Source organism: Candidatus Krumholzibacteriia bacterium (assembly GCA_035268685.1).
Taxonomy (GTDB): Bacteria; Krumholzibacteriota; Krumholzibacteriia; order JAJRXK01; family JAJRXK01; genus JAJRXK01.
In genome coordinates, this window is the sequence record DATFKK010000201.1 from 1 (window position 1) to 16,232 (window position 16,232).

Annotated in this window: 14 protein-coding genes; 9 read left to right on the plus strand and 5 right to left on the minus strand. The window is 68.8% G+C overall.

Annotated features, from left to right (window positions below):
* The 6 genes from VKA86_19460 to VKA86_19485 form a co-directional block, all read left to right on the plus strand.
* On the plus strand, nt 1-462 hold a 462-nt coding region (locus tag VKA86_19460), incomplete at its 5' end, for a Na+/H+ antiporter NhaC family protein (protein ID HKK73388.1).
* On the plus strand, nt 459-1,253 hold the full coding sequence (locus VKA86_19465) for an SAM-dependent chlorinase/fluorinase (GenBank protein ID HKK73389.1): 795 nt from the start codon (nt 459-461) through the stop codon (nt 1,251-1,253). The genes VKA86_19460 and VKA86_19465, both read left to right, overlap by 4 nt.
* Nucleotides 1,254-1,255: 2 nt before the next feature.
* On the plus strand, nt 1,256-2,008 hold the full coding sequence (locus tag VKA86_19470) for a ribonuclease Z (GenBank protein ID HKK73390.1): 753 nt from the start codon (nt 1,256-1,258) through the stop codon (nt 2,006-2,008).
* A 96-nt stretch (nt 2,009-2,104) separates the two neighbouring features.
* The gene (locus tag VKA86_19475; GenBank protein HKK73391.1) at nt 2,105-2,896 is read left to right on the plus strand and encodes a hypothetical protein; all 792 of its coding nucleotides are present in this window, start codon (nt 2,105-2,107) and stop codon (nt 2,894-2,896) included.
* A 90-nt stretch (nt 2,897-2,986) separates the two neighbouring features.
* Nucleotides 2,987-6,457, plus strand: coding sequence for a methionine synthase (gene metH, locus VKA86_19480; protein HKK73392.1), 3,471 nt, complete (start codon nt 2,987-2,989; stop codon nt 6,455-6,457).
* 2 nt (nt 6,458-6,459) lie between these two features.
* Nucleotides 6,460-7,029 (plus strand): GNAT family N-acetyltransferase, encoded by a 570-nt coding sequence (locus tag VKA86_19485; GenBank protein ID HKK73393.1) that lies wholly within the window; start codon nt 6,460-6,462, stop codon nt 7,027-7,029.
* Here VKA86_19485 and VKA86_19490 read toward each other — a convergent pair.
* Genes VKA86_19490 through VKA86_19505 form a run of 4 tightly spaced genes read right to left on the minus strand, consistent with a single transcriptional unit; the run spans nt 7,002 to nt 10,875 of the window.
* The gene (locus VKA86_19490) at nt 7,002-7,817 is read right to left on the minus strand and encodes a TrmH family RNA methyltransferase (protein ID HKK73394.1); all 816 of its coding nucleotides are present in this window, start codon (nt 7,815-7,817) and stop codon (nt 7,002-7,004) included. The two genes, VKA86_19485 and VKA86_19490, sit on opposite strands and share 28 nt — an antisense overlap.
* Nucleotides 7,814-8,731: a class I SAM-dependent methyltransferase gene (locus tag VKA86_19495; protein HKK73395.1), complete on the minus strand. Its 918-nt coding sequence runs from the start codon at nt 8,729-8,731 to the stop codon at nt 7,814-7,816. Before VKA86_19495 ends, VKA86_19490 begins: the two co-directional genes overlap by 4 nt.
* Nucleotides 8,731-9,507: a prolipoprotein diacylglyceryl transferase gene (locus VKA86_19500; protein ID HKK73396.1), complete on the minus strand. Its 777-nt coding sequence runs from the start codon at nt 9,505-9,507 to the stop codon at nt 8,731-8,733. The genes VKA86_19495 and VKA86_19500 overlap by 1 nt, the downstream gene beginning before the upstream one ends.
* Before the next feature lie 54 nt (nt 9,508-9,561).
* A complete protein-coding gene (locus VKA86_19505) occupies nt 9,562-10,875 on the minus strand; it encodes a PhoH family protein (GenBank protein HKK73397.1) in 1,314 nt (437 codons plus the stop codon).
* A gap of 396 nt (nt 10,876-11,271) precedes the next feature.
* On the opposite strand from VKA86_19505, the gene glnA reads away from it, so the two are divergent.
* Nucleotides 11,272-12,597 (plus strand): type I glutamate--ammonia ligase, encoded by a 1,326-nt coding sequence (gene glnA, locus VKA86_19510; GenBank protein HKK73398.1) that lies wholly within the window; start codon nt 11,272-11,274, stop codon nt 12,595-12,597.
* Here glnA and VKA86_19515 read toward each other — a convergent pair.
* The gene (locus tag VKA86_19515) at nt 12,594-13,934 is read right to left on the minus strand and encodes a hypothetical protein (protein ID HKK73399.1); all 1,341 of its coding nucleotides are present in this window, start codon (nt 13,932-13,934) and stop codon (nt 12,594-12,596) included. The two genes, glnA and VKA86_19515, sit on opposite strands and share 4 nt — an antisense overlap.
* 103 nt (nt 13,935-14,037) lie before the next feature.
* Here VKA86_19515 and VKA86_19520 point away from each other — a divergent pair, with 103 nt between their 5' ends.
* Together VKA86_19520 and VKA86_19525 are read left to right on the plus strand one after the other, a co-directional pair.
* Nucleotides 14,038-14,934 carry a PhzF family phenazine biosynthesis protein gene (locus VKA86_19520; GenBank protein HKK73400.1) on the plus strand — a complete coding sequence of 299 codons (897 nt, stop codon included), beginning with the start codon at nt 14,038-14,040 and terminating at the stop codon, nt 14,932-14,934.
* Complete coding sequence (locus VKA86_19525) at nt 14,931-16,211, plus strand: nodulation protein NfeD (protein HKK73401.1); 1,281 nt, start codon at nt 14,931-14,933, stop codon at nt 16,209-16,211. Before VKA86_19520 ends, VKA86_19525 begins: the two co-directional genes overlap by 4 nt.
* Nucleotides 16,212-16,232 lie beyond the last annotated feature (21 nt).

Here is a 16,232-nt window from a genome sequence, read left to right on the forward strand (position 1 = left end):
GCGCGCATGGTGCCCACGGTCACCTTCGTCGTGGCGGCCTTCCTGGGCTTCAGCACCGGTACGAGCTGGGGGACGATGGCCATCCTCATGCCCATCGTGATCCCCCTGTCGACCGATCTGGCGGCGGACGCCGGGCTGGGCGACGCGGCGGCGACGGCGATCTTCCTGTCGAGCGTGGCCTGTGTCCTGAGCGGCTCGGTCTTCGGCGACCACTGCTCGCCGATCAGTGACACCACGATCATGAGCAGCATGGCCAGCGGCGCCGATCACATCGACCACGTGCGCACGCAGTTCCCGTACGCGGTCCTGGCGGGGAGCACGGCGATCCTGTTGGGAACGGTGCCCGCGGGCTTCGGGATCTCCCCCTGGATCACGCTGCCGATCGGCGTCATCCTGCTGGGGGCCGCCGTCCGATGGCTCGGGCGGGATCCGGCCGACGCTCCCGAGGAGGTCCGCACATGAGCATGCCGCCACTGGTGAGTCTGCTGAGCGACTTCGGAACCCGCGACGGTTACGTGGGCGCGATGAAGGGCAGTGTGCTGAGCCACTGTCCCGACGCCCGGATCATCGACGTGAGCCATCACGTGCCACCGCAGGACGTGCGGTCGGGGGCCTTCCTGCTGGCCCGGGCGGTCCGTGACCTGCCGCCGACCACGGCCCACGTCGCCGTGGTCGACCCGGGCGTGGGCAGCGAACGGCGGGCGGTCGCGGCCCGCACGGCACACGGGGCCTGGGTCGTCGGACCCGACAACGGTCTCCTGGGCGACGCCGCCGCCGGGGGTGATCTCTGCGTCGTACTCGACCCCGAGCGCGTGGCTCCCGGGACCACCCCCAGTGCCACCTTCCACGGTCGCGACCTCTTCGCGCCGGCGGGCGCCCGCATCGCGCGTGGCGACGATCCACGGGGTCTGGGCGAGGAGACGCGCCCCCCGCAGCGGCTCGAGCGGCCCGTCCGGTCCGCCGACGACGGGATCGAGGCCGAGGTCGTGTGGATCGACCGCTTCGGCAATGCCATCACGCTGCTCGAACCCGCCGATCTCGAGGCCATGGGCGACGACGTCGAGATCGTGGTCGATTCGCTGGTGCTCCGCGGCCTCTCGCGGACCTACGCCGACGTCGAGCGCGGCCGGCCCCTGGCGTACTGGGGGAGCAGCGGAACGTTGGAACTCGGTCAGCGCGAGGCCCACTTCGCAGACCGGACGGGGATCGGCCGCGGTTCGCGGATCCGTGTGCGCCCGCGTGCCGGCTCCTGACCATGGACGTCGTCCTGCTCGGCACCGGAACCCTCACGCCCCAGGCGGAGACCGCCTCGGCCGGCGTGGCGGTGGTGGAGGGCGAGCACGTGTTGCCCCTGGATCTGGGCCGCAACGTGCTCAGCCGCATGGTGGAGTGTGGCATCGATCCCCTGAGGCTGTCGGAGTTCTTCGTCACCCATCTGCACCCCGACCACACCTGCGAGCTGGTGTCGCTCCTGTTCGCGGCCAAGCACGGGCGGTCGGCACCGGATCCGCTGCGCGTGGTCGGTCCCGCTGGTCTGGAAGCGCTCGTCGAGGCCCTGTTCGACGCCTGGGAGTGGTTGCGGCCCGATACCCCGTTGCAGATCGACGAGATCGGCCCCGGACCGGTCGCGGCGTCGGGGTTCGAGGTCGAGGCCGTGCGCCTGGAGCACGGCACGACCGAAGACCTGGGCTACCGCGTGCATTCGCCGCGGTCGGGGCGCACGATGGCCTTCACCGGCGACACCGGGCCCTGCGAGGCCCTGGTCGACCTGGCCCGCGGGGTCGACGTGCTGGTGTCGGAGTGCGCGAGCACCGATGCCGACGCCAATGCCTTCCACCTGTCACCCACGCCTCTGGGCGAGGCCGCCGAGCGGGCGGGCGTGGGCCACCTGGTCATCACGCACCTGTACCCGCAGACTCCGCCCCGGGCGGTCCTGGACGGTGTCCGAGCGCGGTTCGGCGGAAAGGTCACGATCGGGACCGACCGGATGCGGATCGCGGCCGGCTGAGATCGTGGCGGGTCATCGACGGTCCGACGCTTGCGCGCGGGGACCGCGCGGTCCGATATTGACCGTGTAGTTCCCAATCCTGCGGAGGCCTCCGACGTGCACCGTATTCTCGCCCTCCGGCGGGTCGTCTCGCTGACGATCCTGGCCGTTCTCGTGCTCGGCACCGTCGGTTGCAACGACTACCGGGTGCGCTTCCTCTACCCGCGCGAGAACCGGAGCGACTTCTTCGTCGAGCGGCCCGACGTGGCTCTGTACGTGGCCGAACCCGAGGACCTGCGGCCGAGCGGCCAACGCAACGGCAGCGGTTTCTTCAGCACGTTGCGGTTCCCGGCCGACGACAAGCTCGACCAGCCGCCGTCGCGGATCGTGCTGCGCGCACTGCTGCAGGACCTGAACCAGACCCGCGTGGCGGCCCTGGTCCGCAATCCCGACAACGCCGACTACGTGCTCACCTCGCAACTGCTGAGCATGACCACGCGGCTGGAGCGCCCGCTCCGAGCCTGGGGTGTGCCGCTGGCCGCCGGCCTGGCCGTCGGTGGCCTGAGCTCCATCGGCAGCGACGGTGGTCTGAGCCATTTCCTCAAGACCGGTGCGGTCGGCGCCGTGCTCGGCACCATGCTCCCGGCTCCGGCGGTCACCACGGGGGAGGTCCGGGTACGACTGGAACTCCGCGACCGCGACACGAACGATCTGGTCTTCGAGACCGTCTGCACCGGCGAGTACCAGAAGACCATCTCCCTCTCGTTGTCGGCGCGCGAGGACCAGCGGATCGCCGAGGACTTCCTGCCCCCGGCTCTCAAGCGGGCCAATGCCTGTGCCGTGGGCCAGCTCTACGCCTTCCTCTCGGACGCCCAGGTCGAGCAGCCGAAGGTGAGCCGCGCCGACTGAGTGGTGCGATCTTTGCGGGTTGGACGCCTTCTCGTGACCTTGTAGGGTCATGGACGAGCCCGAGTCCCCCCCACGAGATCAGGTCCCCGTATGACGACGCGCAGCGATCGTATCGCCAAGCTCCACGAACTCCTGGGGCAACGCATCCTGGTGCTCGACGGCGCCATGGGAACCGCACTGCAGGACGCCGAGCTCACGGCCGAGGATTTCGGCGGCCCCGAGCTCGACGGCTGCAACGAATTCCTCGTGATCACCCGGCCCGACGTCGTGCGCGGTGTGCACCGCAGCTACCTCGAGGCCGGCGCCGACATCGTCGAGACCGACACCTTCGGGGGCACGCCGCTCGTGCTGGCCGAGTACGGCCTGCAGGACCGTGCCCGCGAGCTGAACCGCGTGGCCGCCGAACTGGCCCGGTCCGAGGCCGACGCCATGAGCGAGCGCACGCCCGACCGCCCACGCTTCGTCGCCGGTTCCATGGGACCGACGACCAAGGCGATCACCGTGACCGGCGGGGTGACCTTCCCCGACCTGGTCGAGCACTTCCACGTGCAGACCATGGGGTTGCTCGAGGGCGGCGTGGATCTGTTGCTGGTCGAGACCCAGCAGGACACGCGCAACGTCAAGGCCGCCGTGCTCGGGATCCAGAGGGCCTTCGACGAGACGGGCGAGAGCGTCCCGTTGATGATCAGCGGGACCATCGAGCCCATGGGCACCATGCTCGCGGGACAGACCGCCGACGCATTGGTGGCCAGCCTTTCGCACCTCGACCTGCTGTCGATCGGTCTGAACTGCGCGACCGGTCCGGAGTTCATGACCGACTCGATCCGTAGCATTGCCGAGCTCGCCCGCACACGCGTCAGCTGTGTGCCCAATGCGGGTCTGCCCGACGAAGACGGGATCTACCAGGAGTCGCCCCAGGCCATGGTCGAGGTGCTCGAGCGCTTCGTCGACCACGGCTGGTTGAACATGGTCGGCGGCTGCTGCGGCACGACGCCCGAACACATTCGTGCCTTCGCCGACATGGTCGAGGGAAAGACACCGCGCGCGGTTCCCGATCACCATCGTGCGCTCTACAGTGGTATCGAGCTCGTCGAGGCCGACGAGGACAACCGGCCCCTGTTGGTCGGCGAACGCAGCAACGTGATCGGGTCGCGCAAGTTCAAGCGTCTGATTGCCGCCGAGAAGTTCGAGGAGGCCAGCGAGATCGCTCGCGCGCAGAGCAAGGCGGGCGCCCACGTGATCGACGTGTGCCTGGCCGATCCCGACCGCGACGAGATGGACGACATGGTCCAGTTCCTCGAGCAGGTGATCCGCAAGGTCAAGCTGCCGCTCATGATCGACTCGACCGACGCGGAGGTGATCGAGCGTGCTTTGACCTACAGCCAGGGCAAGGCACTGATCAACTCGATCAACCTCGAGGACGGCGAGGAGCGCTTCGACCAGGTCGTGCCGCTGGCCACGAGGTACGGCGCCGCGGTCGTGGTCGGGTGCATCGACGAAGATCCCGACCAGGGCATGGCCGTCACGCGGCAGCGCAAGCTCGAGATCGCGCAGCGCAGCTATGATCTGCTCACGAAGAAGTACGGCATGCGCGCCGAAGACATCGTCTTCGATCCTCTGGTCTTTCCGTGTGCCACTGGAGACGAGAACTACATCGGCAGTGCCGAAGAGACCATCGAGGGTGTGCGCCTGATCAAGGAGGCCCTTCCCGAGTGCAAGACGGTGCTCGGGATCAGCAACGTGAGCTTCGGACTGCCCAACGCGGGACGCGAGGTGCTCAACAGCGTCTTCATGTACCTGTGCACGCGTGCCGGTCTGGACATGGCGATCGTGAACACGCAGAAGCTGGAGCGCTACGCGAGCATTCCCCCCGAGGAGGTGCGTCTGGCCGAGGACCTCCTCTACAACCGGGGCGACGATCCCATCGCCGCCTTTGCCGCGCACTTCCGGGGTGCACAGAGCCGTTCGCACCAGCCGACGAAGGACCTGCCGCTCGACGAGCGATTGCAGCAGTACATCATCGAAGGCACCAAGGAAGGGCTGATCGACGACCTCGAGACGAAGCGCGCCGAGGCACGGCCGCTGGATATCATCAACGGCCCGCTCATGGCCGGCATGGACACCGTGGGCAAGCTCTTCAACGACAATCAGCTGATCGTGGCCGAGGTGCTGCAGAGTGCCGAGGCGATGAAGGCCGCGGTAGCGCACCTCGAGCAATTCATGGAGAAGGCCGACACCTCGAGCAAGGGCAAAGTGATCCTGGCCACGGTGAAGGGCGACGTCCACGACATCGGAAAGAACCTCGTCGAGATCATCCTGAGCAACAACGGCTACGAGGTCGTGAACCTGGGGATCAAAGTGCCACCCGAGACCTTGATCCAGGCCGTGCGCGAGCACCAACCCGACGCGATCGGGCTGAGCGGTCTGCTGGTGAAGAGTGCGCAGCAGATGGTGGTCACGGCCGAGGACCTGCACGAGGCCGGCATCGACCTGCCCATGCTGGTGGGGGGCGCCGCATTGAGCGCGCGGTTCACCCGGACCCGGATCGCGCCGGCCTACCGCGCGCCCACGCTCTACGCCAAGGAGGCCATGGACGGCCTGGGAATCCTGAATCGCGTGCGCGCCGAGGGGGCCGAGGCCGAGGCCGCGCGGCAGGACGAGGCCCTGGCGGGGAAGGCCACGGCCAAGCCGAAGAAGGAACTGGCGCCCGAGACCACCGAGCGCAGTGCGACCGTGCGGCTCGACGTGGCCATGCCCGTGCCTCCGGACCTGGACCGCCACGAGGCGCAGTACGACGACCTCGACACCGTGTGGTCGTACATCAACCCGGCCATGCTGTTCGGCCGTCACCTCGGGTATCGCGGGCGCTTCGAACGGGGCCTGCGCGAGGGCGATCCGAAACTGCTGAAGCTCATCGAGCAGGTCGATGCGGTGAAGCAGGAGTGCCGCGGCGGTCTCATGAAGGTCCGCGCCGTGTGGCAGTGGTTCGAGGTCGAGCCCGACGGCAACGAGATCGTGGTCTTCGAGAACGGCGAGCCGCGCACCCGGCTGCGCTTCCCGCGTCAGCGGCGCGAGAACGGGGTCTGTCTGAGCGACTACGTCCTGCCGCCGCGCGACGGACGGCGCGACACCATGGGGCTGTTCGTGACCACGGCCGGCGAGGGCATCATGGGTGCCGCGGCCGAGGCCAAGGACGCCGGTGAGTACGTGCGCAGCCACGCCCTGCAGGCCCTGGCCCTGGAGGCCGCCGAGGGCGCGGCCGAGATGGTGCACCAGGGAATGCGCGCGGCCTGGGGTTTCCCCGACCCGGTCGACATCACGGCGGCGCAGATCTACAAGGCCGACTACCAGGGCAAGCGCTACAGCTTCGGGTATCCGGCCTGTCCCGACCTCGCCGGACAGAGGCCCCTGTTCGAGCTCCTGGAGCCCGACTCGATCGGCCTGCATCTCACCGAGGGCGACATGATGGAGCCCGAGGCGAGCGTGTCGGCACTCGTCTTCCACCACCCCGACGCGAAGTACTACGCCGTCGAGGTCGAGGAGGAGCCCGCGGGCGCCTAGTCGTGCGATCCTGTCCCGATCCAGTTCCGCTCCCGGAGCCCGGGCGTCTGCGCCTGCGCCGGATCGACGAGCGCGACGTCGGTGCGCTGGTGCAGCTCGACTCCGATCCCGAGGTCATCCGCTACGTCTCGGCCGAGCCGCCGCCCGACGCGACCACGGTGCGCCGCCAGATCCTGCCGCACATGGTCGAGACCTTCGCGCACTCGCCCTTCGGATACTTCGCCGCGCTCGACCCCGCGGCCGACGACGCCTTCGTCGGCTGGTTCCACCTCCGACCCGACGTCGACGGTGCCGACGTGCTCGACCTGGGGTTCCGGCTGTCCCGTGAGGTGTGGGGGCGTGGCCTGGCCACCGAGGGCGGGCGCTCGCTCGTGGAGTGGGGCTTCGCGCACGCCGGGGTCCGCAGGATCACCGGACACTGTCTGGAGGACAACGTCGCGTCGGCCCGTGTGCTGCAGAAGTGCGGCCTGCGGTTCGCGCGACGCTTCGTGGTGCCGTCGTGGCGATTGCCGGGCTGGCCCGTCTCCCGGCGCGTCGGGATGGGCTACGCGTTGGATCGCCCCGGCCGCTGACGTACGACCTCGAAGGCCAGGACGGCCGTCGCGGCGGCCAGGTTGAGCGAGTCCGAAACGCCGGCCATGGGAATGCTCACGGCCGTGGTGTCGGCGCTGGCCCAGGCCTCCGACAGTCCCGCGTGTTCGGCGCCCAGCACGATCGCGACGGCGCCGGTGAGATCGACACCGGTGTACGGTTCTCCGTCCCGGGGCCGCGTGACGACCGCGCGCAGGGCGTGGTCGCGCAGCCAGGCGACCACCTCGGTGGTGGGAGCCGCGGCCACGGGCTGGGTGAACAGCGTGCCCATGCTGGCTCGGATCACGTTCGGATTGGCGGGCTCACAGACGGGGTCGGCCAGGATCACGGCGTCGACCCCGGCCGCATCGGCGGTCCGCAGGATCGCTCCCAGGTTCCCCGGCTTCTCGGCTCCCTCGATCACGAGCACGAAGGCGTCGGGTCGCGGGTCGAGGGCTCCGAGGTCAAGCGGACTCCACGCGAGAACGGCGCACAGACCTTCGTCACGATCGCCGTAGCGGATCTTGTCGTACACCGTTTCGCTCACCGGCTGGATCGCGACGCCGCGGTGGGCGGCACGGGCAACCGCGTCGGCCGGCTCGCCGGTCCGCAGGCGTGGCTCGCACACGTACACCACGGTGGGCTCGACCTCGGCCTGCATCGCCCGCAGCAGCTCGCGGGCCCCGTCGATCCGGGTGAGGCCGGTCTTCCGGCGCTCGCGAGGTTCGCGCAGCTTCACCAGCTGCTTCACGCGCGGGTTCTGCAGGGACGTGAGGATCTCATCGCTCACGCGCGGGCTCCCGGGTCGAAGCCCCGCGCCGCCGCCCAGGGGTCGGCCGACGGGAGTCGGCCGTTGCGCGCCCAGGCACTCCAGGTACCGCTGGGCAGAGGCAGGGTGTTCCGGTCGCCTTCGATCCACATCTCTCCGTGTGCGGATCCACCACGGTCGACATCGGCGCCGAAGCGGCGCCCCAACGCCACGTGCAACAGGTTGCGCAGCGCCACCGCGCCGATCCCCGGCGTGTGCGCACTGAACAGGACGAAGGCGAAGTCGTCGGTCAGGACGTCGACACAGGCATCGAGCAGGTCGCCGACGCTCTCCTCGAGCTTGAAGACCTGTCCCCTGGGACCGCGGCCGAAGCTGGGTGGATCGAGGATCACGCCGTGGTACCGCCGTTCGCGGCGGGCCTCACGGCGCAGGAACTTGAGCGCGTCGTCGATGATCCAGCGGATGGGAGCGTGGACCAGGTCGTTGAGCCCCGCGTTGTCGCTGGCCCACTGCACCACGCCCTTCGATGCGTCGCAGTGCGTGACGGAGGCACCGCCCCGCGCGGCGGCGATCGTGCTGCCGCCGGTGTAGGCGAAGAGGTTCAGCACCTCGTGACCCGGACACGCCTGCTCGGTGATCCATTCCCAGAAGGGGGCCTGCTCCGCGAAGACACCCATGTGACCGAAGCCGGTGGGCTTGATCCGGAAGCGTTGCGCGCCCACGGTACACTCCCAGCTCTCGGGCAGGGCATCGCTGGGATTCCAGGAGCCCCCGCCGCGCGACGAGCGTTCGTAGCGCGCCTCGGCCGCGCCCCACCGGGTTTCGTCGAGCGCGGGCGCCCACAAGGCCTGCGGACTCGGGCGCACCACGAGGTGTTGACCGAAGCGTTCGAGCTTCTGCCCGTGTCCGGAGTCGAGAAGAGCGTAGTCGTGCATCACGCGCTGGTGGCGGGTGCGCCCTCGCCCGAGCGGCGGGTGCGCATCAACCAGATTCCGAACAGCGCGGCACCGATGCTGATCCACTGGGCCTGGCTCATGGCCAGGACCATGTCGTCGGGACCGCGCACGCGGAAGAACTCACTGACCCAACGTTCGGCCCCGACCAGGATCAGGTAGAGTCCGAACAACCAACCGGGTTCGGCGGGACGGGTGCGGAAGTGCCACAGCATCCACACGACCGGGATCATCATGAGGATCTCGTAGATCGGTGTGGGGTGGACGGTGACGCCGGGAGGCGTGGGCACCACGCCTTCGGGGTAGCCCATGGCCCACGGCAGATCCGAGGGCGGACCGTAGTCCCCGTCGCCGCTGAGCTGGCAACCGATCCGCCCGATCCCGTAGGCCGCGGCCAGACCCGGGGCGAAGGCGTCGCACAGTTTCCACAGTGACTGCTGCTTGCGGTGGGCCAGCCACAGCGTGGCCGCCGCACCGCCGATCAGACCGCCGTACCAGGTCAGACCGGCGCCGCCGAAGATCCCGCCGAAGGGATCGTCCACGACCCGTTGCCAGTGCTCGATCATCCAGTACAGACGCGCGCCGACGATCCCGCCGATCAGCGCCCACATGGGATAGCCCTCGAGGTGGTCGGGTTGCAGACCGCGGCGCTTCAGCTCCATGGTCACGAGCTTGGCGCCCACCAGGAAGGCGACGAGAACCATGGCGCCGAAGCTGTGGATCTTCAGCGGCCCGATCTCGAAGAGCACGGGGATCATGGGGGCCTCCCGGGCCGGATGTCCCGCGGGCGTTCGCGGGCGTCGGACGCGGACCTAGAGCAGCTCGGCGGCCAGGCTGGCCAGGTCGCTGCGTTCGCTGCGCTCGAGCCAGATGTGACCGAACAGCGGTTGGTCCCTGAACTTCTCCACCAGGACGCTCAGGCCGTTGCTGCTGGCGTCGAGGTAGGGGTTGTCGATCTGGAAGGGGTCGCCGGCCAGCACCACCTTGGACTCGCGACCGGCCCGGCTGACGATGGTCTTCACCTCGTGCGGCGACAGGTTCTGCGCCTCGTCGATCAGGATGAAGAGCTTCGGCAGCGAGCGTCCGCGGATGTAGGTGACGGCCTCGACCTCGATCCAGCCGCGGTCGAAGAGGTAGTTGATCTTGTCGCCGACCGCCTCCAGCGTGGGGTCCACGAGGAACTGCAGGTTGTCGTAGATCGGTTCCATCCAGCTCTCGAGCTTCTCTTCCTTGCTGCCCGGCAGATATCCGATGTCGCGCCCCAGAGGGATGATCGGGCGGCTCACCAGCGCGCGCTTGTACACGCCGCGCTCGGCCACCTGTTCGAGCCCGGCGGCCAGGGCCATGAGCGTCTTGCCCGTGCCGGCCTTGCCCACCAACGTCACGAGCTGGATGTCCGGATCCATGAGGAGTTCCAGGGCGAAGTGCTGGCCCATGTTCAGCGGGGACAGCTTCCACGGTCGGGCATCGTCGAAGCGCAGCGGCACCAGAGTGCCGTGCACGTGGTCGTGGCGGGCCAGGGCGGTCTGCTTGGGATTCTGGGCGTCGCGCAGCAGCACGAATTCGTGCGGCATGAGATCGGCGGGGGCCTCGATCACGCGCTCGCGGTAGAAGGTGTCGATCATGCCGACCTCGAGGTCCCACTCGCGGTAGCCGCGGTAGAGCTCCTCGAAGTCGACCTGGGCCTCGCCGGAGTAGTCGACGCTCTCGATGCCGAGGGCGGTGGCCTTCACCCGGGCGTTCAGGTCCTTGCTCACGAAGACCACGTCGCCGCCGTTCTCGCGCTGCAGGTGCAGGGCGGCGGCGATGATCCGGTTGTCGGGGATCTCCGGGTCCATGTTCATGGGCAGGTCGGTCATGAACCCGGTCATGAGCACCCGGAGCTTGCCGCCGTTGTCCATCTGGACGCCGTGAGCCAGGGGGCCGCGCGTGCGCAGGTCGTCGAGCAGGCGCACCGCGCGCCGCGAGGTGCGGCCCAGTTCGTCGGGCTTCGACTTGAACTGGTCGAGCTCCTCGAGCACGTCGACGGTGATGATGACCTCGCCGTCGGGGAAGGCGAGCAGGGAGTGGGCCTCGTGGAGCAGCACGTTGGTGTCGACCACGTAGGTCTTCTGGGCCGATGGCATCGGTGGGGCGTCCTCCTGTGCCGTGCACGGGCCATGGCGGGGCGAGTCCGCCAGAAGCTAAGCCGCGGGCCTCGGGACGAACAAGCCGAAAGTGTCGGCGGGGCGCCCGGAGGCAGCGTGGGTCTCGGGGCTGTACTCCGATATCTGCAGAATGCGCATTTTTGTTGGTGCAGATTGCAGAAACAGTGGTTAGAATGGTCCGGAACAGGCGCCCGAAGCGCAAATTCGGCGCTCTGAGCGTGTCGCGACGGCGACGATCGGCTCCGGCCGGTCTCGCCGGGCGCGGGAAGGGTCGGCCCCCGCGAGAGCCGACGACCAGCGGGGCGGCGTGGTGCCGGCCCGTTTCCCATTCAGCGAACCGGGCTCCCGGGCCCGAAGTCACCGAGGGACGGATCCATGGCCGCCAAACGCGAGATCATCGCCGAGCTCAAGCGCCAGAAGGTGCGCTTCCTGCGTCTGATGTTCACCGACATCATGGGCGCGATCAAGAACGTCGAGGTCCCCGAGTCGCAGTTCCAGAAGGCGCTCGACGGCGAGATCATGTTCGACGGGTCCTCGATCGAGGGGTTCACCAGGATCGAGGAGAGCGACATGCTCCTGAAGCCCGACCTGGACACCTTCGTGGTGTTCCCCTGGGTGGACGAGCGGGGCACCGTCGCCGGGCTGATCTGCGACGTGTACAACCCCGACGAGACTCCCTTCGAAGGATGCCCGCGCATGGCGCTGCGCCGGGTGATGGCCGACGCGAAGAAGATGGGATTCACCGCGAACTTCGGCCCCGAGTTGGAGTTCTTCCTCTTCCAGCGTGACGACGACGGCAACCCGACGACGCAGACCCACGACGCGGGCGGCTACTTCGACCTGCTGCCCGTGGACCGGGGCGAGGAGTGCCGCCGTGACATCACCAATGCCCTCGAGGCCATGGGGTACAGCGTGGAGGCCGCGCACCACGAGGTCGCGCCGGGCCAGCACGAGATCGACTTCCGGTACGCGGACGTCCTGAGCACGGCGGATCGAGCCGCGGTGTTCCGCCTGGTGGTGAAGAAGTACGCACGCGATCATCGGCTGCACGCCACGTTCATGCCCAAGCCGATCTTCGGCGAGAACGGCAGCGGCATGCACGTCCACCAGTCGCTCTTCCGGGGGACCAAGAACGCCTTCTACGCCAAGAGCAAGGAACACGAACTGAGCGACACCATGCTGCACTACGTGGGCGGGCTGCTGCGCCACGCCCGCGCGATCTGTGCGATCAGCAATCCGCTGGTCAACAGCTACAAGCGCCTGGTGCCGGGCTACGAGGCTCCGGTCAACGTGGCGTGGAGCTATCGCAACCGGTCGCCGCTGGTCCGCGTGCCGGCGCGGCGGGGTGTGGGGACCCGCTGCGAGCTGCGCATGCCCGATCCGAGCTGCAACCCCTATCTGGCCTTCGCCGCGATGCTGTCGGCGGGGCTCGACGGGATCGAGAACAAGATCGATCCGGGCCCTTCGGTCGACCGCAACATCTTCGAGATGAGCCATCGTGAGAAGCGCCGTCTGAAGATCGATCAGCTGCCGGCGAACCTGCACGAGGCGGTGACCTTCCTGCGGAAGGACAAGGTCCTGCACGAGGCCCTGGGCGAGCACATCACCGAACAGTTCTGCGACGCGAAGGACGCCGAGTGGTCGGAGTACATCAGTACGGTGCACGAGTGGGAGCTCGAGCGATACCTGGCGAAGTACTAGCGGCTCCGTGGGCCGATCCCGAAGCGTCGTAGAGCGGTTCCACCGAGCAGCAGGGTCTCGGTGATCTCGGCCGCGGTCACCAGCACGATGCCCAGGACGGCGCCGTTGACGTTCGGGAACCAGGCCAGTGAGAGTCCGCCCAGCGTGAGCACCACGGTGAGGTCGGCCACCGCACTCGCGCTGATGATCCCCGTCCGACCGCTGGCCAGGATCAGGCCCTTCGTGCAGGCGCGCAGGCCCAGCATGAAGGGCGCGACGAAGAGCATGAGCATGGCCGGAGTGACGTAGTCGAGCAGTCGTGGCGGCAGGGTGAAGATCTCGGTCAGCAGGAAGGTGCGGACCGGAGGGATCCAGCCCAGGGCCGCCACGATGCCCGAACAGATCACGGTGGTGATCAGTCCGAAGCGCAGGGCCCGACGGGCCCGCTCGGGGCTGGTGGCCAGGATCTGGTGGGTGGCCTGCAGCGCCCACAGCGCGCTTCCGGTGAGCAGCACCAGCGGGTGCAGGACACCGAAGCTGGCCTGCGCGGCCTCGCTGTCGCCGGTGCGGCCCAGGATGCCGTTGACGATCGGGCGCAGGGCCGTCCACGCGAAGGCCGACAGGACGAGCGGGAACGTGTACGTCAGGATCCGCCAGTAGGTGTGGGCTCCCCCCGCGGTCGTCCGGACCGGCAGGTCGCGCAGCAGCGGGCGGGTGACCCATCCGATCCACAGGGTCTCGAGCGCGATGCCGGCGGTGAGCGCCCAGCCCACCCGGTGTGCGGTCGGCTCGGTCAGGCGTAGCACGAGGAACACGAAGACCACGAGCACGATCATGCGCAGGAACGTGGCCTCGGTGAGCAGCCGGGTGCGATGCGCGCGCAGGGCCAGCGCGCTGTAGAGTCCGCGCATCCCGACCAGCAGCGGGATCGGGGCCAGGGACACGGCCGTGGCCCGGGCCTCGGCCACCACCCGCGGGGTGGCCTCCATGAGCCGGCCGAAGGCCCAGTCGCCGAGGGCCGTGAAGGCCAGCAGCAGGTCGATGCCCGCGACCAGGGCGCCGCCGATCATCACGACCCGAACGAGTCGCCGCCAGCTCCTGCGGTCGGTGGCCAGCCCCGCCCCGGCGTCGCGCGACACCAGCATGGGCGCGTTCAGGAACACGAGCAGCCCGAAGCAGACGCCGTAGGCGGCCAGGTGCAGCTGGGGATCGGCGGCGCGCGTCAGGGCGAGATTGATCAGCGGGACGCCCAGGGTCATCATCTGGGACGTCAGGACCAGCGGCAGGTAGAATCGGAGGAGTTCGCCGGTGCCCAGCTCGGTCCGTGGATCGTTTGTGCCCTTGGACGCGGTGGTCATCGTGCTAGACTCCTGCGGATGGCGGAGCGCGAGCACGGTGCGCGATTCCGGCGCCTCCACGGTCCCCGAACCCCACAAGGTACACGGCAGGTCGACGATGTCGATGCGCTTCCTGATCCTCGACGTGTTCACCGATCGCCCCTTCGGCGGCAACCAGCTTGCCGTGTTCCCCGAGGCGGCCGACATCGAGGAAGTCCTCCTGCAACCCATCGCGCGTGAACTGAACTTCAGCGAAACGGTCTTCGTGTATCCGCCGCGCGACGACGGGGCGGTGCGCATGCGGATCTTCACGCCGGAGGCCGAGATCCCCTTCGCCGGTCACCCGGTCGTCGGGACGGCCTTCGCGCTCGACGAGTTCGACGACGCCCCGCCGCGCGAGGGCGACGTGCTGTTCGAGCTCGAGAGTGGCGAGATCCACGTGCGCCGGCAGCGTGCGGCCGACGGATCGTTGCTGCAGGCCACCATGAGTCAGCACCGGCCGGTCTTCCTGGCCGAGACGGCACACGTCGAATCGGTGGCGCGGGCCCTGGGGATCGAGACCCGCGACATCCTCATCACGGGACTGCCGTGCGAGGTGGTGTCGACCGGGCTTCCCTTCCACGTGGTACCGGTGGGATCGCTGCAGGCCATGCGCGCGCTGCAACCGGACTTCAAGCGACTGCGAAGTCTGGGAGAGGAACTGGGCGTGAGCGACGTGTACGTGTTCTGCTTCGAGACCGTCGATTCCGACGCCACCGTGCACGCGCGCATGTTCGCTCCGAGCTACGGGATTCCCGAGGACGCGGCCACCGGCAGTGCGGCCGGATGTCTGGGCGCCTACGTGGTCAAGAACCGGGCGGTTCCCGCGGCCCGGATGACGAAGTTGGTGGTGGAGCAGGGTCTCGAGTTGGGTCGGCCGAGCCGGCTGTTCGTCGAGGTCGAGAGCGAGAACGATCGCATCGTCGGCGTCCGGGTGGGCGGCAGCGCCGTGATCGTGGGAGAAGGCGAGCTGCGACTGTGAAGACGATTCTCCTCGTGGGACTGGTGCTCGTGGCCGCGGTTCCCGCCGGTGCCCAGTCGATCCATGTGGCGCGCTGGCAGGACGCGATCACGCCCGTGGCGGCGCAGTTCCTGGTGGGCGCGATCGAACGCGCCGAGGACGCCGATGCCGAGGCCCTGATCATCGAGCTGGACACACCGGGCGGGCTGGACACCGCCATGCGCCGGATCATCAAGGCCCAGCTCGCGGCCACGGTCCCGGTCGTGGTATACGTGTCGCCGGCCGGCAGCCGGGCAGCGAGCGCCGGGGTGTTCATCACCATGGCCGCCCACGTGGCTGCCATGACGCCCACGACGAACATCGGGTCGGCCAGCCCGGTGCAGATGATGGGGGCGGGCATGGACTCGACCATGGCGAAGAAGGTCACCAACGATGCAGTGGCCTATCTTGAGGGCATTGCCGAGGACCGCGACCGCAACCCCGAATGGGCCGCCCGCTTCGTCGAGGACTCCGAGAACATCACGGCCGAGCAGGCACTCGAGGAGAACGTGATCGACCTCGTGGTGGCCACGCGGAGCGAACTGATCCGCGAGCTCGACGGCCGGGAGATCGTCCTGCCGCGCGGAACGGTGACCCTGCAGACCGAGGGCCTGGAGGTCGTGGTCTTCGAGCCCGGCCTGCAGCACCAGTTGCTGGGGCTGATCGCCAATCCCACCGTGGCCTATCTGCTGCTGCTGCTGGGGATCTACGGAATCTTCTTCGAGCTCTCCAATCCCGGCGCGATCCTGCCCGGGACGGTGGGTGCGATCGCGATCCTGCTCGCGCTGTTCGCGCTCCAGGCACTGCCGGTGCGCGCGGCGGGGTTGGCGTTGATCGCGCTGTCGATCGTGCTGTTCGTGCTCGAGGTCTACGTGACCAGCTTCGGGTTGCTGGGTCTGGCCGGTGTCGTGGCCATGGTCTTCGGTTCGGCCATGCTCTTCGAGCCCGGGCCCGAAGGAATGCGCCTGGGCTGGGGCGTGATCATTCCCGCCGTGGCCTTCTCGACCGGGTTCATGGGGCTGTGCGCGGTGCTCGCGATCCGGGGTCAACGCAGGCCGGTGGAGACCGGCCTGAGGGCCATGGTGGGCGAGCACGGCCGGGTGAGTACCGCCATCACCGAGGGCGGGCGCGGCAAGGTCGTGGTGCACGGCGAGCACTGGGACGCCCGCGCCGCCGAGCCGCTCGAGGCGGGAACCGAGATCGAGGTCGAGGCCATCGAGGGCCGTACCGTGGTGGTGCGACCCGTGCGTGCGGGCTGACCCTTGCCCGCGACGTGGTCG